At 37.3% G+C, this 16,705-nt stretch carries 18 protein-coding genes; 10 read left to right on the top strand and 8 right to left on the bottom strand.

What is annotated here, in order from left to right; genetic code table 11:
* The 4 genes from VJJ26_03865 to pheT all read right to left on the bottom strand — a co-directional run.
* Window positions 1-631, bottom strand: a 631-nt coding sequence (locus tag VJJ26_03865) for a hypothetical protein (protein ID HLC07299.1), incomplete at its 3' end; no start/stop codon positions are given.
* A complete protein-coding gene (lspA, locus tag VJJ26_03860) occupies window positions 621-1,073 on the bottom strand; it encodes a signal peptidase II (protein ID HLC07298.1) in 453 nt (150 codons plus the stop codon). The genes lspA and VJJ26_03865, both read right to left, overlap by 11 nt.
* Before the next feature lie 87 nt (window positions 1,074-1,160).
* Complete coding sequence (locus VJJ26_03855; protein ID HLC07297.1) at window positions 1,161-1,457, bottom strand: GIY-YIG nuclease family protein; 297 nt, start codon at window positions 1,455-1,457, stop codon at window positions 1,161-1,163.
* A gap of 100 nt (window positions 1,458-1,557) precedes the next feature.
* The gene (gene pheT / locus VJJ26_03850; GenBank protein HLC07296.1) at window positions 1,558-3,903 is read right to left on the bottom strand and encodes a phenylalanine--tRNA ligase subunit beta; all 2,346 of its coding nucleotides are present in this window, start codon (window positions 3,901-3,903) and stop codon (window positions 1,558-1,560) included.
* A 176-nt stretch (window positions 3,904-4,079) separates the two neighbouring features.
* Between pheT and VJJ26_03845 the strand changes: the two genes are divergently transcribed.
* Both VJJ26_03845 and VJJ26_03840 read left to right on the top strand, forming a co-directional pair.
* Window positions 4,080-4,520 (top strand): hypothetical protein, encoded by a 441-nt coding sequence (locus tag VJJ26_03845; GenBank protein ID HLC07295.1) that lies wholly within the window; start codon window positions 4,080-4,082, stop codon window positions 4,518-4,520.
* A 144-nt stretch (window positions 4,521-4,664) separates the two neighbouring features.
* A complete protein-coding gene (locus tag VJJ26_03840) occupies window positions 4,665-5,474 on the top strand; it encodes a hypothetical protein (GenBank protein HLC07294.1) in 810 nt (269 codons plus the stop codon).
* A 58-nt stretch (window positions 5,475-5,532) separates the two neighbouring features.
* Here VJJ26_03840 and VJJ26_03835 read toward each other — a convergent pair whose 3' ends face one another.
* From VJJ26_03835 to VJJ26_03825, 3 genes are all read right to left on the bottom strand, one after another.
* Window positions 5,533-6,150, bottom strand: coding sequence for an aquaporin (locus tag VJJ26_03835; protein ID HLC07293.1), 618 nt, complete (start codon window positions 6,148-6,150; stop codon window positions 5,533-5,535).
* A 222-nt stretch (window positions 6,151-6,372) separates the two neighbouring features.
* A complete protein-coding gene (locus VJJ26_03830; GenBank protein ID HLC07292.1) occupies window positions 6,373-7,344 on the bottom strand; it encodes a hypothetical protein in 972 nt (323 codons plus the stop codon).
* Between the two features lie 32 nt (window positions 7,345-7,376).
* Window positions 7,377-8,096, bottom strand: coding sequence for a hypothetical protein (locus tag VJJ26_03825; protein ID HLC07291.1), 720 nt, complete (start codon window positions 8,094-8,096; stop codon window positions 7,377-7,379).
* A gap of 146 nt (window positions 8,097-8,242) precedes the next feature.
* Between VJJ26_03825 and VJJ26_03820 the strand changes: the two genes are divergently transcribed.
* The 5 genes from VJJ26_03820 to murB all read left to right on the top strand — a co-directional run bounded on the left by VJJ26_03820 (window position 8,243) and on the right by murB (window position 12,731).
* The gene (locus VJJ26_03820; GenBank protein ID HLC07290.1) at window positions 8,243-8,992 is read left to right on the top strand and encodes an ABC transporter ATP-binding protein; all 750 of its coding nucleotides are present in this window, start codon (window positions 8,243-8,245) and stop codon (window positions 8,990-8,992) included.
* A gap of 5 nt (window positions 8,993-8,997) precedes the next feature.
* Complete coding sequence (locus VJJ26_03815) at window positions 8,998-9,789, top strand: ABC transporter permease (protein HLC07289.1); 792 nt, start codon at window positions 8,998-9,000, stop codon at window positions 9,787-9,789.
* A gap of 13 nt (window positions 9,790-9,802) precedes the next feature.
* On the top strand, window positions 9,803-10,594 hold the full coding sequence (locus VJJ26_03810) for a hypothetical protein (protein HLC07288.1): 792 nt from the start codon (window positions 9,803-9,805) through the stop codon (window positions 10,592-10,594).
* Window positions 10,595-10,666: 72 nt separating this feature from the next.
* Window positions 10,667-11,578, top strand: a complete 912-nt coding sequence (locus tag VJJ26_03805; GenBank protein HLC07287.1) for a rhodanese-related sulfurtransferase — start codon at window positions 10,667-10,669, stop codon at window positions 11,576-11,578.
* 169 nt (window positions 11,579-11,747) lie between these two features.
* Entirely contained in the window at window positions 11,748-12,731 is a 984-nt protein-coding gene (gene murB / locus VJJ26_03800; GenBank protein HLC07286.1) for a UDP-N-acetylmuramate dehydrogenase, read from the top strand.
* A gap of 7 nt (window positions 12,732-12,738) precedes the next feature.
* On the opposite strand, the gene VJJ26_03795 is transcribed toward murB, so the two are convergent.
* Window positions 12,739-13,926 carry a PEP-utilizing enzyme gene (locus VJJ26_03795; GenBank protein ID HLC07285.1) on the bottom strand — a complete coding sequence of 396 codons (1,188 nt, stop codon included), beginning with the start codon at window positions 13,924-13,926 and terminating at the stop codon, window positions 12,739-12,741.
* Window positions 13,927-14,035: 109 nt separating this feature from the next.
* On the opposite strand from VJJ26_03795, the gene VJJ26_03790 reads away from it, so the two are divergent.
* The 3 genes from VJJ26_03790 (at window position 14,036) to VJJ26_03780 (ending at window position 16,671) form a co-directional block, all read left to right on the top strand.
* Window positions 14,036-14,704 carry a queuosine precursor transporter gene (locus VJJ26_03790; GenBank protein HLC07284.1) on the top strand — a complete coding sequence of 223 codons (669 nt, stop codon included), beginning with the start codon at window positions 14,036-14,038 and terminating at the stop codon, window positions 14,702-14,704.
* A gap of 90 nt (window positions 14,705-14,794) precedes the next feature.
* Window positions 14,795-15,925, top strand: coding sequence for a tRNA guanosine(34) transglycosylase Tgt (tgt, locus tag VJJ26_03785; GenBank protein HLC07283.1), 1,131 nt, complete (start codon window positions 14,795-14,797; stop codon window positions 15,923-15,925).
* Window positions 15,925-16,671: an RNA methyltransferase gene (locus VJJ26_03780; GenBank protein ID HLC07282.1), complete on the top strand. Its 747-nt coding sequence runs from the start codon at window positions 15,925-15,927 to the stop codon at window positions 16,669-16,671. The genes tgt and VJJ26_03780 overlap by 1 nt, the downstream gene beginning before the upstream one ends.
* Window positions 16,672-16,705 lie beyond the last annotated feature (34 nt).

The raw sequence follows: 16,705 nt of genomic DNA, 5'->3' as shown, positions 1-16,705 counted from the left end.
TTAACGCTAACAATGCTTTCGCTGCTATGCGTACTGTTGATCCTGTTGTCATCAAATCATCAATTAATAAAATATGCTTGCCAGTACAATGTTCTGCTTGTGCATCATTCACAACAAATGCTTGCTTAAGATTTGGTGCACGTAGTGCTGAAGCAAGTGTTGATTGGTACGCAGTTTTTTTAACTCGTTTAAGCGCATGCCGTAAGGGTATATTTTTTTTCTTATGTATCACGTGCGCAATCTCGTGCGCCTGATTAAAACCGCGCCATGCATAGCGAGTCCAATGCAATGGTATTGGTACAATAACATCACAATCAAGCTGTTGCAGTGGCGTCATTTCCCACAGCAATTGCCCCATCTGATAGCTCGATAAACTATCAGACCAGCTTTTTGATAAAATTAATTTTCTTAATGGATCTTTATAATCTGAAATTGCAAATACTGTCATGGAAAAACTTGGCGTTACATCTATTTGTTTGGAAACAACGCGAAAAATTTTATTTTTGCATTCGCTACAAAAAATATCTGTTGTTGATAAAAATTTTTTACAGTACGCGCATATGCATGGCATAAGATAGGTACGTAAAATATTTTTGAGGAATGAAAATAAATTAAAGAGATTATTTTTCATAACAAAAAATCAAAATCCCCACGCCACAGACAATTGCTGCATCTGCCACATTAAAAACAGGCCATGAAAATGTGTTGTACGAAAGTACGATAAAATCTATCACTCCGCCATACACCACACGGTCAATAAGATTAGAAACTGACCCTGCAATAATACAAACCTCTCCAAGAATTGCGTTACCACGCATGTACTGATAATACGCATGCCAGCACAAGAATGCAGTAATCACTGCAATCATCAGTGAAACAAGAACAAAAACAATATCACTTGTTGAGTTCAGCATGCCCCACGAAATACCGCGATTAAACACAACTTCAAAAGATAGGTATGAATTAATTGTACGCGCGGATTCTGTGCAATATGCAAGCGCTGCCATTTTAGATACGCGGTCAACAATAAAAATAAATGCTGCTAAGAAAAAATATATGTATTTTTTGTTCATCAAACCTCAGTTGAGTTAGCTTAAGAATACGACAAGCTCAAGTCCTCTCCGCGCTCATCCTGAACTTGTTGAAGGATCAAACGCTCTCTAAATCTTTTTCTGTAATTCATTTAATCTCTTGATTTCTTCCCAATTGTCTTTCATCAAAGCTTCTTTTTTCTTGCGCGACCAACCTTTAATTTGCCTTTCGGCATGAAATGCATCATCTCGAGTAGAAAAAACCTGCAGGAATATTAATTCAACAGGCCTCCTTCTTTGTGTATAACATTTTTCAATCAATCCCTGATGATGCTCCGACATTCTTTTATCAATATTATCTGCATGTCCTACGTAATACTCTCCATCCTTACACTTCAAAATATATACATAAAAATGATTTTGCATTTAAATATTTTTTCATTATGTGCGCTTGATCCTTCAACAAGTTCAGGATGAGCGCGGGGAAAAGAAATTCGACTGATGAGTTAAGATCGTACAATCGGTATTACCTAATAACCGCTCCTTGCAGCTGCAATTGAGCAATAACACGACTCCACATTCCTTCAACTTCATCTGACGTCAATGTTTTTTCTTTATCACACATCTCAACATGGAACGTCATTGCTTTTTGATCTTTCCATTCAGGTTTAGTGAAAAAATCAATCAATGTTACTAATTCAATGCGTTTATCAACCGATTTAATAACATCTGTTAACACATCGGCAGTTATCGCAGCAGAAATTAACATACTCACATCACGTCGCACTGATGGATATTTTGATAATGGATTAAATCGAACAACTGGTTTGCGATAATCAAGCAGATAGTCAGCATTCACTTCAAACATAAACGCCGAACCTCCCGCAGCAGAAATTGCATTAACCACCGAACTTTCAACCATACCCGCAATACCAATGCGTACACCGTTGTGCTTAAGGATTGCTGTTTGATGTGGCATCATCCATGAAAAATCGGTACCATCATTCGGTTGCCATGAAATTTCCATGTGCAATTCATCAAACATACGCATGAGCATTTCTTTGCCTGCATAAAAATCAATAGCCAAGGAAGAAGGTTGGGTAAAAAATATTCCACTGAGTGATTTTTGTTCAACAATAGCATCACCACTCATATGCCACACACGGCCCCATTCATAAAAACGCAATTGCACGTGAGCAATACTATTTTCACCAACAGCTTTAAGAAGATGTGGCTGCAGTGTAGTAACCAAATGTATATAATTTTCAGAAATAGGATTTTTTATTGCAACAGCGTCAGTTGGCTGCCACGCAAGCTCACGTAATACTGATTCGTCAAAAAAAGAATACCCATACAATTCTCGCATTTGTAATCCATAACTACAAAAATGTTTTATTGCACGAGTGATATAGGTTTTGTGTAAATCTAACGGACGCAATTGCAATGAAGGCATTACGCGTGGTAATGTATCATAACCAATGTAACGACCAACTTCTTCTACAATATCTTCGGGAATTTTAACATCTTTGGTGGCTCTAAAAGACGGTACAGTGATGGCATAGACAATTGCATTATTTTCGGCAGATTGTACCACACCAAAAGAAACTTTTTCTAAGATCTCAATTATACGCTCAACCTTAATAATAACACCCAAACGCGCTTCAATAAATGCATGCCCTACTACAATAATTTTTTGCTGTGGACATTCACCTAAAGACACAATGTGTTCACTTGCAGTATACGTGATTCCTGCACGGTCAAGTAAAAATAAAAACCGCTTGAGTGCATCTGTATTATGACAAGGGTCCAAACTTTTTTCAAAACGCATAGATGCTTCAGTTCTTTTTTTATGACGTGCTGCAGTACGTCTAATAATGACCGGATCAAAATGTGCTGCTTCCAATAAAACTGATTTAGTTTTTTGAGAAATTCCCGTTGTTGCTCCACCCATAACACCCGCAAGAGAAATTGCTGTACCGCCATCGGTAATAACAAGATCTTGTGTTGTTAATTCAATCGTTTCACCATCTAATAACGCTAATTTTTCTTTATCACGCGCATAAGCAATTGTGATCTGCTGTGTTTGAAAAGCATCCGCATCAAACGCATGCATCGGTTGGCCTAAATCAAGCATCACGTAATTAGTAGCATCAACAAGAAAATCTATAGATCTACTATCAAGACGACTTAATCGCACAATCATATTCAGATGTGATGCTTGCCCCGCAACAGATGGAATATAGAATGTGGCAAATCGGTCACATATCTGAGGCGTTTCTATCGTGATAGCACATGGATTATTTTTGTCAGCAGGAGCTGTATTTTTGTATGGAATACTATCTTTTTGTGTAACGAATTCTTCCAACGGTCGTAATTGTAAGTTTAAAATTGCAGCAATCTCACGCGCTAAACCACGATGTCCCCATAAATCAGGTCGACTATTAATAGATTTATTATCAATTTCTACAACATAATCTTGTAATTCGATTGTTGACTTCCATCCACCAGCGCGCAGGTTTTCTGGGCAATACATAGCGGGCAACACCATATCTTTAATTCCACCAAACAGCACTGAAGTTGCCCAACGTTTATTGTTTTCAGCACTGAAAACCAAAAAATATGAACCAACAAGAGCATCGGTTCTTTTTGGCAAAATATATTCTTTTTTGTGTTCTGCCGAACGCACGATCACGGTATCACCATTGATATTGACAACCTCTGCTAACGTAAGCTCATCAACATTAACCGTAACCTTTTTCCAACCTTCAATTTCTGCTGTTGTTCTTATAAATGTATCAACGAGCTGCGCTACATCTATACGAGACAATTCACCTTTAATGTGATCAAAAATCCAGTTCAATGATATTTTCATCGTGCAATACTCTTTTTTAAAAATTCTCAGTTATGTACTTAGAATAGCTTAAATGCCATATCTTTCAATCAATTAAAACCCAGAAAATAATGTAACAATCATAAGAACTTTCTTCTTATTTGTTTATTTTTTTTGATAGTATCACCACATCGATCAATTAAAAAAAAAGGATTTTCATGAAAAACTATATATTAACGCTAGCAACGCTCAGCGCAGGAATATCGTTCACAAATTATGGCATGCAAGAATATCAGCAATCAAACTTTCATCAAGATAACCATCAACAGCGGCAACTCTTTGATCAGGTAGATCTCAACAATCCTAGTGCATATTTTACACCTCAACCAATGCTGCTCCAACCCACACCTGGGCCAACCAAAGAGGAAATAAAAATGAGAAAACTTATGTTTCATGAAAACCAATTATTCGCACTTCAACAAGCTTCATTATGTGCCGATATCTTGCGTAAGAATGATAACCAATATGTAATATGTGCAACACCAGAAACCCGCAAAAATGCCGCTTGCTACCTTCAACTATGGAGTGAAAATCTTAATGTTGGTGGGTACAGTATGCCAGAATGGCGCCAAAGCTCTGAATCTTCTCAAAAAAAATGATCTATAACCTCTACTAATCCGACATTTGTACGTATTACAGCCCTCTTTAAAAACCCTATCACTACATTGCAGCTTGTAATTTTTTACATATTTGGTAATATAGATATATGCAGTGATCAGAAAAACTGTCTTAATGGGGGCTTTATGACTACAGTTGTCAGAAAAACTACATTTTTTTCCATGTTCATTTTATTCACTCTTGGCTTGATGAATGCCTGCCAAGCAATGGATAAGCCTACGCTAAAAAAACTACCTTCCAACAAGAAAATAACTGAAAAACGAATACTATTAGAACCTGCAGAAAGTAAGGATTGGCCAAAGATTGCTTCAAGTATTAAAGTGCTCGGTGTAATAGATCCAACGAAAAAAGACTATAGATGCCATCATTTTGCACTCGAAAAAATACTCAAGATTCCGCAACATCTACGGTTTTCGACCAACGATAATGGTATGCCGATCGAATTTGTAAATAAATATTTTAATCCTACAAATACTCCAAAAAAAAATGATCTTGTGCAATATGTGGATAAGAATCTTTATGGATACCGTGTCGTTACACACTTTGCAATTTTCGAAGACAAAAAGAAACATGTGAGCAAATGGGGAAATTGTCCCGAAATCGTTCAACACGCTCCAAAACATTGTCCTGCATCCTATGGCAATGAGAATGCATTTTACACTCTCAAAGATATATATAAATCTGATGTGGGAAGCAACATTTTTTTACAAGATATCGAACAACACAAAGCGAAATATATTCTTCATCTAAACTGTCTTGGTCAGATTTTACCCACTTACGAAGACTCAACAGGATCTTTAAATTGTTCCGAGTTTCCCGCAGAAGTAGAGGACTATTATTCTTTTTTACATGACTACAATACAACCCTCGATAAAATTTACCAATATCCTCTATCCGAAGATGAAAGACAAAAAATAAACCAGTTTTTACTATAAAACATCAAAAAAAGGTATGGAACTCATCCATACCTTTTTTGATTTATTTACGGATACATTATACTTCGGATTTGAAGTAATCAAACATAAACGATGCTCCAAATGCACCGAGTAATGGTCCAACAATATACACCACCACACTTCCCATAGCAATTGCATTCAAAGAACCTTCCCTTATCACGCTGCATACAATTGATGCTATTGCCACTGCTGGATTAAACAATCCTCCAGCAAAAGCTATTGCCAATAATGTTAAACCAAGAACAACTCCTGGTATTGCAGTATCTTTATAGCGAGTCATAAGATTCATTGTTAAATATACCCAAGCAAATAACAACACTAACAGTGCTTCTGTTGCCATAGGAGCTAAAATAGGACTACCTGGTACTACATCCAAAGTAAAACTTCCATTCGTAATCATCATAAAGAAACACAATGCTAAAATTGCACCAAGAGACTGTGCGATTATATATATACCCATGTCAGCCAATTTCAAACGATTTTGAATAAAACAAACAAAACTAACTGCAGGATTAAAATGTGCACCAGAAATGTGCCCACCAACATAAATCATCGCCATCAACATTAAACCAATCACTATTGGATTAGCAATCAAACTAATTGCTACTGTCAAAAAAAATGTACCGACAAATTCCATTGCATAACGCTTCATCATATACACATCCTCTCTTTTTATTATAGACGATATACCAACTTCATACCTTCGATTAATAACATATCGTTAAAATTATGCAAGTTTTAAAACCCAGCTTCCGTTTCTCTTCAGCCGGGTACCCATTGGAAAGAATTGGAAATTGGGTTAATTCACATGGGGACCCCAATGAAAAGAAATGGTCAAACTCCTTACAGAAGTTTGACCAGATATAAAAAAATAGTTTTACTGATGACTTCTTTCCAATGAATCACAAGATTCTTGTGCCACACTCAACAATTCAGAAATCTCTTGTGGCACTGGACAAACTTCAGGATGTCGCCGATGCAAATCACACACTATCACCTTACTCAACAAACCACTTTGTGGATCCACCCACTGCTTTGGATTGACCTCTTTCATAGCATGAAGATGGTTTAAATGTTTATAAAAACAATCACTTGCAAGGCCATTTGCGTGTTCCATCAACAACTGCCTAATTTCCGATTTACCTTCAATGTATGTAGCCTCCAATATATTTCCATACGGCGATTTATCTACTGCAACTAATTCATGTGCACGATCACCTGCATAGGTTAGCAATTCTCTAACTACTTGCTTTTTATTATACACAGTAGCCTGAAGCAATGAACTATTGTTAATATCTTCAGTAAGAAGCTTCCAACAACGATCGCCTCCTTCTGGATGTTCCTGAGTACGTTTTTTTGCAACATTCATAGCTATACCTATTATCCCTAGATTGCCATTCGCAACAATACATCGCCATAAAGATGCACCTCTTTCACGACGACTAAGCAATTCGTATCCCTTGTCACCGGCACGATTAAAATACAAATCTGCTACTGCTGTTTTTTGAATTTCTATAAATACTTGCTCTATCCGATGAGCACCATCTTTTTTATACGACAAAAGATAGTTAAATGGAACAAGTCCCGAATTATTCGTATGAAATAGATCTTTCACCTCAGCATTCTGTATAACCTGTAAAGCCAACTGAAATTTACCAAGCGCAAGCGCTTCAAACAGAGGTGTTGGAAACTGGTCACGCGGTAATCCCGTATCAGTAAACGGCTTTTCACGCCAAGGTATTTCTGCTGGAGTAAGTTTATCTCTAGTAAGTTCATGCATAGCTTGCGCATTGTATTGACTGCACACAGCAACCAACACAAAGACTATGCTCAATTTTTTTACTATCATTTTTTCTCATTACTCAAAAATTATTTTATTTCTTATTTAATGTACTGAAGTAAAAATTTGTCTTTTGCCTCTGAATCATAATGATCAGCTTTGGATTTATTAAATGCTTTCAAAGCCCACGATTTTGCATCACATAGTCCCACTTTTTCTAGTAATAATTTTGCTATATCAAAACTTTCAGTTATTATGGCCATATCCAATTGATCCCTGCCTTTTTTCGTCGAAGAAATAAGATCCCATACATAACCAGACACAAAATCAACAACCCGATGATTTTGTGCACGCTCTTGCACAACAGTAATAGCCATTTTAACCAACTCCACATCATTAATTTGACCAATTTCAACAAGACGATGCCATAAGTCATTGCAAACGAATGTATATGCCTCATCCCCAGCGCGATTAATATAACATTTGACCAATTCTCTTCTTTGTTCGAGTCTTTTTTGTATACCCATTTTTTCTTCTTCATTCACAGAATATGGACTGCCGCTTAAAGCAAAATAAATTGGCATAGCACCGAGAACATTACGTCTAAATACTTCTGATTTTGGAGCTATCTTTGTCAATTCTATGGCCAAAGGAAAGTCGCCAACGTGGCATGCCTTAAAAAGATTTGATGGGTACATATCAGACTGAGCATCCTGAACTAACTGCACCTTCTCCTGCGGCTTATCCATAGCTTGTACATTCTGTCCAACGCTGCACACCGTAGCCATTACAACTAAAACACCCATGTTTTTTCTCATCATTTTGCTTCCCTTTATGCACATATACATGTATAAAAACTGTTAAAAATTTACGCAACTCGAAATAAATACCAATTGCTGACCACAAAAAAAAGTGTTATAGTAACTATATATGTAATATCACCTTCTTTCTGTAAAGTACCACTTCCATGAATAATGAAATTTTACGCATAGATTCTATAGTAAAAACATATAATAGCAATGGACGTATTGTCCGGGCTCTTAATAATGTATCTTTCAGCATTAACAAAGGTGAAATTTTTGGCCTACTCGGCGTTAATGGCGCAGGCAAGACTACTCTTTCTTCTATCCTTGCCACGCTACATCCACCAACTTCTGGTGATATTTTGTATGAAGGTACCTCAATTTATAACGATGTCGACAAATATCGCATAGACCTTGGCTTTTGCCCACAACACCAGAATTTAGATCAATTTTTGACTGTTGAAGAAAATTTATATTTTGCTGGTCGTTATTTCTTGGTTCCAAAAGATGTACTTGACGAACGCATTGCCTACCTCCTTGAACATTTTGGCTTGCAAAAATACGCACAATTTTCTATCAATCAGCTGTCTGGTGGCAATAAACAACGTGTTCTGATTGCACGAGCACTCATACACAATCCAAAAATTATTATCTTTGATGAACCAACCGTTGGGTTAGATCCGGATATTCGCCGTGCACTGTGGGAACAAATTAAATCACTCAAAAAAATGGGTATCACCATTATTTTGACAACCCACTATCTTGATGAAGCTGAACAACTTTCCGACAGAGTATGCTTTTTACACAAAGGTAAAATTATACTCATTGATTCTGTTCAAGCCATCAAAGCACAGCGCAATAATGCTTCTCTTGAAGATATATTTATCGAACTTGTACAAGAACAAATAGAGTAGATTTTATGAACACATTCACTGACAATGCAGCAATTTTTTTGGCACTTCTTACACGTGATATGAAGGTGTTAAAAACACGCGCTCACAATCTTGTTATTGATGGATTAATTCTTGTATCAATCACTGTGCTCATATTCGGTAGTCTTTTACCGCTGCTTGGTATGTCAACAGAACTTATTGCACCCATTTTTTTAGGTAATTCACTTTCATTTTTTCTTGCGTCATTAGGATACAATTGTGCAATGCGCATGGTATATGATCTTAAATTTGACCGCTTTATTGATTATTTCCTAACACTCCCTCTACCAAAGACATGGCTCTTTGCATACTATCTATCATCATTTATGATTGAATCTGCCATTGTTACATTGCCATTGGTAACACTTGGCATTATAGCACTGGGAAATAATTTTGGCCCTATTAATGGCAGCTTTATTGCTTTTTTATGTGTTTACTTTTTGGCATTACTTTTTTGGTCACTTTTTTTCCTCGGCTCAAGTATTCTCTATAGTTTCCAATGGTTTAAAAGCAATATGTGGGCACGCCGTATTATGCCTCTTTTTATTTTTGGCCCTGCTTTTTTTACCTTCAAAACTATTAGTGCTGTGATTCCCATATTTAGCAAACTATTTTGGCTGAATCCACTCACATATGTTATTGAAGGATTACGGTCTGCACTCCTTGCTGGTCCAGATTATCTACCTCTTTCAATCTGTGTACCGGGTATTTTTGTTGGCATAATGATTATGTGCATACGATTACGCTATAGTATCTATGAACAACTTGATCCCGTATAGGACAACACTGAATATGAAAAAAATACTCCAAACAATCCAAGTTTTTATTCAATTTTTTTATCGTGATTTTTACGTACAGATAAGACAATTGCCTGCGCACATCATCAACTATTCAATCATTTATCCAACAATGTATATCTTTGCTTTTGCATTTCTGCAAACACACATTTATTTCCATGGACAAACTCAAGTAGGGGCAGTGGTGTTTGCTGGCACCTGTCTTGTTCCGCTCATGGTGATGGCATTTCACATTACCTTTGACTTATTATTTGATCTGGAAAAAAACCGCCACATTGATTACCAAATGACGGCACTGGATCCACGATTGATACTTGTTGAGCAAATTTTATTTTCTTCTTTTTTTACTTTCTTTATTATGATTCCCTTTTTTCCTCTTGCACGTATTTTTGCAAGTTCATACATTGATCTGAGCAATATTTCGTGGTCGTCTCTATTTCTTATTTTATATCTTGGCTCACTATGTGCTTCTGCATATCACAAACTTGCTGCAATACTACTGACAGTAGAAAAAATTAGCATGTTTTGGACGCGAGTGAATCATATTTTGCTTGTTCTTGGTGGCTTTTGGATACCGCTGCATATTATACGCGAATTTTCACCCACTCTTGGCTTTTTGCTACGCTTTAATCCAATTGTTTATCTGACAGAAGGATTACGACAATCTATTGTCGGTGGCAGTCAATTTTTACCGCTTGCACAATGCGCAAGTGCATTATTTGTGCTCAGCATTATTTTTACCCTACTTTCATTCCACTTTTTCAAAAAGCGCGTTGACCATATTTAGGACTAACCCTGTCTATTTTTGCCAATTATGCTACACTAGTACTAGTAATATTTTATCTACCGCAGGCTTACCATGAATAAAATAATCCTTTTTTATAAATACACCGATATTGCCTATCCAAAACAAGTCATGAAGTGGCAACAACAGATATGCCAAGAACTGGAACTTAAAGGCAGAATCCTGATCAGTCATGAAGGCATAAATGGAACTTTAGGCGGATCAGCAGAAAATCTTGATACATACAAAGAACTAATGTCTGCGCATGAACTTTTTGGCAACATAGATTTTAAAGAGAGCGCCGGTGGCCCCGAATGTTTTCCACGCCTTTCAGTAAAAGTGCGCAACGAAGCAGTTTCACTCGGCATTCCGTACGATCAACTAACTCCACGCAATGCTGGTCAACACTTAACACCACAAGAAACACATGAACTTCTCTCTAACAAACCAGAAGACCTTATCATTCTTGATGCCCGCAACAATTATGAGTGGGAAATTGGCAAATTTGAAAATGCCATAACACCAAACATTGAAAACTTTAGAGATTTACCGCAGTACCTTGATGCACATCTTGATCAGTTCGCAGACAAACAAGTTTTAATGTATTGCACCGGTGGCATACGCTGCGAACGTGCAACTGCGTACCTTAATGAAAAAAATGTCGCAAAAAAAGTGTATCAAATGGATGGTGGAATTCATCGATATGCAGAACAATACCCTGATGGATTTTTCCGTGGCAAGAATTACGTTTTTGATGGTAGAATTTCTGTAAAAATAAATGATGATATTCTTGGTTCTTGTGCAATCTGCGCACAACCATGCGATGATTATTACAACTGTCTCAATGCCATGTGCAATAAACATTTTATTAGTTGCACTCCATGCATTAGTAGATATGATAAAACTTGTAGTGAACAATGCCAGATTTTACTTGCGGAGAAAAAGGTAAATCAGAGACCGGAGTTTCAAAAAAATTGTTTGATATAAAATTTCCATTCGCACCCTTCGATACACCCCTACGGGGCACTCAGGGCGAGCGGAATAGGAAGATTTGAAAAAAAGAAATACCTTTACCCCTTTCCGCTCGCCCTGAGTGTTCTGTGAAGCATAGCGAAACAGAATGTATCGAACGGGAAAAAAATAGAAAAATAAAATTATGCACAAAATAGCAACCGACGAACCAACCCGTTCACATTCTTTGTTAATCCAGCATAACGTACCGTTGGCGCAAAAAAATTGGTTTGGTACCGGTGGTTCGGCACGGTTGTACTGCGAACCACCGTCTGCAGAGCAATTTCAAGAAGCGATTATTTATGCAAACACGCATAATCTTGATATTTTTATTCTTGGCCAGGGCGCGAACATTTTAATCAGCGATGATGGGTTTGATGGTCTCGTTATCCGCCCTTCATTAACAAATATCGAAATAGTTTCTACTACTGACACAACCGCTCTTGTCAAAGCAGATGCGGGGATCACAATGCCCAGTCTGATTGATTACTGCTTAAACAATAATTTGTTAGGTCTTGAAGAATTTAGTGGCATACCAGGAACCGTTGGTGGATCTGTGTACATCAATCTCCACTACTTTGAATTTTTACTTGCTAACTTTCTTGTGTGTGCAGAAATTGTACACAAAGAAAATGGCACCCTCCAAACGGTGGATGCACAGTGGTTTAATTTTGGATACAATGATTCAGCATTACATAAAAAAGATTATTTTTTGGTGAATGCAACCTTCAAACTTACTTGTGCAACGAATGAACAAACGGCATTCGCCAAAGGTCGCAAAACGGAAATAATCAGACATCGTGCACACCGCTATCCACAAGTACGCACCTGTGGTAGTTTTTTTAGAAATTTTTTTGCTGATGAAGTGACACTGGAAATTGATAACAAAAGAATAATTTTTGTCGCTTACTATCTTGATAAAATTGGTATCAAAGGAACATTGCGCAGCGGTAACGCGATCGTATCTCCGCAACACGCCAACATGATTATAAATTTGGGCATTGCAACAAGCACTGATATCATTATTCTGGCACGCGAAATGCAAAAACTTGTTCAAGAAAAATTTGGCATCCTGCCAGAGCCAGAATGCCAATTGATTGGATTTAAAGAGTATCCGCTTTTGCAATAAGCCATCTTTATTTTTTCTTTTCTTCCTCACGGAAACGAACATATAAACTTTTTAATGTTTCTATAACTTGTTTTCTTTTAAATACTTCTCGATTTTCTTTACTAATTTTCTTATCAATCTCTACATATTTTTTCGGATCAGCAATAAGTTCTTCTTTTTTTATTTCTGATGGCAAAAGATAAGATATAGCCTCTATATGTGCTCTATGACATACACGTGCAACCCAATTAAGATCGCCAGGTTTCTTGCTACACTCTTCAAGAATACAGTCAACATCCTGCACATGATCTCCAAGAAACTGCAAGGCGGTAGTTATATAACCTTCGGTATGATCAAAAAGAAAAAATGAAAGAGGAATACAAGCAATTGCAAAATCATCACAGCCTTCATGCTTTGCACCTTTTTCTAACACCCAATCAGAAAAAGGTAATGCTCTTACCCCATTCAATCGAAATCTCATTTTAAAAACATATTTTTTAAATAAACTAAGATCGGCATAATAAATATCCTTTGCCATTCTTGCAATCTTACTTTCTTTTTGCGCAGCGGGAAAAGGAATGTTATCACTAGAATGTTGTATAACGCAATTTATTGCAGCACAAGTCGGTTTTTCGTGTGGTGGACGCACATTGCTAACTTTTTCAAGTTTACCATGCAGTCCTACATGAGTATCATCTTTTTGTGGCATTATAAGAACATCAAAATGTCCGTCTTTGGGATTAGGATATGATACGTGATAAACATTTCTCGTTATCGGATCGCAGGTAATAATCTGACCATCAATAATTTTTTTAGTTGCCCCACTTGTACCAACAATCACCGGAATATTCAACTTTTTTCCTAATGATATCGCCAAACTACTGCCATCTCCCTTATCTGTAATGATACCAGCAGCCATATTCAAGGTTGAGTACCAAAGGCTATTTATTGCAGGAGCAATAACAATGTCTCCCTTGCGTACTTTATTCAGCTGGCTGCGATTCATAACAACGCATGCTCTACCGGTAACAGCATTAGTACCGCAACTGACTTCACCCGTAACAACTATCTCTTTTTCTTCTTCTTCCGTGGCATCCCCTGATAACTGCACGCTTTCTTGCTCTTGGTGTATCACAACAGTGGACGCTATAGACATACCCCACAAACAAAACACGATAACAACGCACCACATACGTGATATCTTTTTCGCAACCATAATGAACTCTCTATTAATTTATTTCTTAAAAATTGCTAATTACTATATACTATTATTTATTTATACTATATCAGAAAAATGAAAAACTAGAAATTTACGCTTTATTACTATGAATGAATTAATTTTTATCCTTCACACCATAATTATTGCCAGTTTTGCTCTTGGATCACTCGCGCTGGGCCGCTGTGCTCTCGTTGCATTTATCTGCAGTCAGTGCATCTTGGCAAATCTTTTTGTCATAAAACAAATCACACTTTTTGGGTTTACCGCCACATGTGCTGATGCTTTTACTGTAGGGGCAACGATTGGCCTTAACTTATTGCAAGAATATTTTGGCAAGGAAATAGCAAAAAAGGCCATCTGGGTCAATTTCTTTTTGCTTATTTTTTATGCAATTGTATCACACATTCATCTTCTGTATATTCCACATAGTGCCGATATAGCACACCAACATTTTATGCCACTACTCACTCTTATGCCCCGTATTGTGATTGCCTCATTTTCTGTCTACTTTATTACTCAAATGACTGACTACTATCTTTATGGCATACTCAAAAAAACATTTCATGACAAGTATATTATTTTCCGTAATTATGCTTCTATCGCATTCTGCCAACTACTTGATACCGTTCTTTTCAGCTATTTGGGCCTTTATGGCATCATCGATAATATTGTGGAAGTTATTGTGATCAGCTACCTGATTAAACTAGCCAGCATCGTTATCGCCACCCCATTTGTCGGCTTTTCGCGTAGAATTTACACGATGACACAAAAATAAGTTTTTTTGTGTTATACTAATCAATAACATTGATTCCTTAAATTCTTGAATGGGGTCCCCAGCGTAGTTTACAAGCTGGGGTAAAAGATTATGTCATACTTTACATTTGAACTTATTCACCAATCAAAAAAATCCCGCGCTCGCGTTGGTCGTATTCACACGCCACACGGCATTATTGATACCCCAAGCTTTGTCGGCGTTGGTACCAATGGCGCACTAAAATCACTTGATTCCACGATTGTTTCTCAGATCGGTTTACAACTTATGTTCTGCAACACATATCATCTGATGCTGCAACCAGGTACTGCTATCGTAAAACAAGCTGGTGGCCTTCATTCTTTTATCAACAGAAACATGCCAATCATTACCGATTCTGGTGGATTTCAGGTATTTAGCCTTGCCTATGGCACCGTTAAAGATGAGCTTAAAAGCCGTGGACAAAAAACTGGCAACAACTTAGTTTTGAAAACCTCAGAAGAAGGCGTTCTGTTCCGATCATATCGTGATGGTACCAAAATGCTACTCACTCCAGAAACATCTATTGCTGCGCAAAAGGATCTTGGTGCTGATATTATTATCCCGTTTGATGAGTTACCACCGTATCATATTGACCCACAAAAACTCATTAATTCGTTACATCGCACACATCGTTGGGAAAATCGCTCGCTGCAAGCACACTTACAAAACCCACAACAACAGGCAATGTATTCCGTAATTCACGGCGGCATCAACAAAGATTTGCGTAAAGAAAGTTGTGAGTTTTTGACTAAATTACCTTTTGATGGACACGCTATTGGTGGAAGCATGGGAAAAAACAGAGCAGAAATGGTTGAGATGCTGCAATTTATGATGCCACACTTACCAGAAGACAAACCTAACCATCTTCTTGGCATTGGCGATTTAGCATCAATTGAACCAATTGTTCAACTTGGAGTTGATACATTTGACAGTTCACACCCAACACGCTGCGCACGCCATGGATTACTTTTTACTACTAAGGGATTTGTTAAAATTGGTCATGCAAGTAACAGCATTCTTTTTGAACCTATTGATACAACATGTACGTGTTATACTTGTCAAAACTTTACACGCGCATACTTGCATCATCTTTTTAAGGCAGCTGAATTAAGTGCATACACACTTGCTACTATTCATAATCTCCACTTTATGGTGCAATTAATGGCAGACTATAGAAACAAAATTTTAAACGATGAAATATAATGGTAAAACAAATAAACTCTCATGCTAATCCAATCATCAAACACGTAGTACAATTGCACAGCTCAAAGCACCGTGCACATTTTCAGGAATTTATTGCTGAAGGATTCCGCACAATTTCAACACTTATTCAAGCAAAAAAAGAATTGGTAACACTGTTTACGCTTGAAGAATTTTTGTATGATGCAAAGCAAATTGCACCAGAAAAATCTATCATTGTTGTAGACGAATCAGTATTACAAAAAATAAGTACCGCAAAAACACCAAGCGGTCTGCTTGCAACATTCCGCATACCACAACAACCATCATTTGATACGCTTAATGCAGGAATTGTGCTTGCGCAAATAGCCGATCCGGGTAATATGGGAACACTCATTCGCACTGCAGCTGCAATGAACAAAAAAACGGTTGTATGTATCGAGACAGTTGATCCGTGGAACCCAAAAGTTGTACAAGCTACTGCTGGTGCAATTGGCAACGTTTCTCTTTTTTGTATTAATTGGCAGGATCTATTGCTCAACAAAAAAAATCTGAGTTTGTGCGCACTCGTTGCAACAGAAGGGAAAAACCCTAGCGCTGTTGATTTGCACAAAGCATTGATTGTTGTTGGCAATGAGGGAAGCGGTATACCAGAGCAATGGATTGCTGAGTGTGATGAAAAAATAACATTACCAATGCCAGGAAATTTTGAAAGCTTAAATGCTGCTGTTGCTGGATCAATCGCTTTATATTTGGCGGCAACACAGTAGATAAATATGTCGCACCCTTCGATACATTCTTCTT

Source organism: Candidatus Babeliales bacterium (assembly GCA_035288105.1).
In the GTDB taxonomy this organism is placed as follows: Bacteria; Babelota; Babeliae; order Babelales; family Vermiphilaceae; genus SOIL31.
The sequence above is the reverse complement of the archived record's forward strand: the minus strand, read 5'-3'. Positions and strand labels throughout refer to the sequence as shown.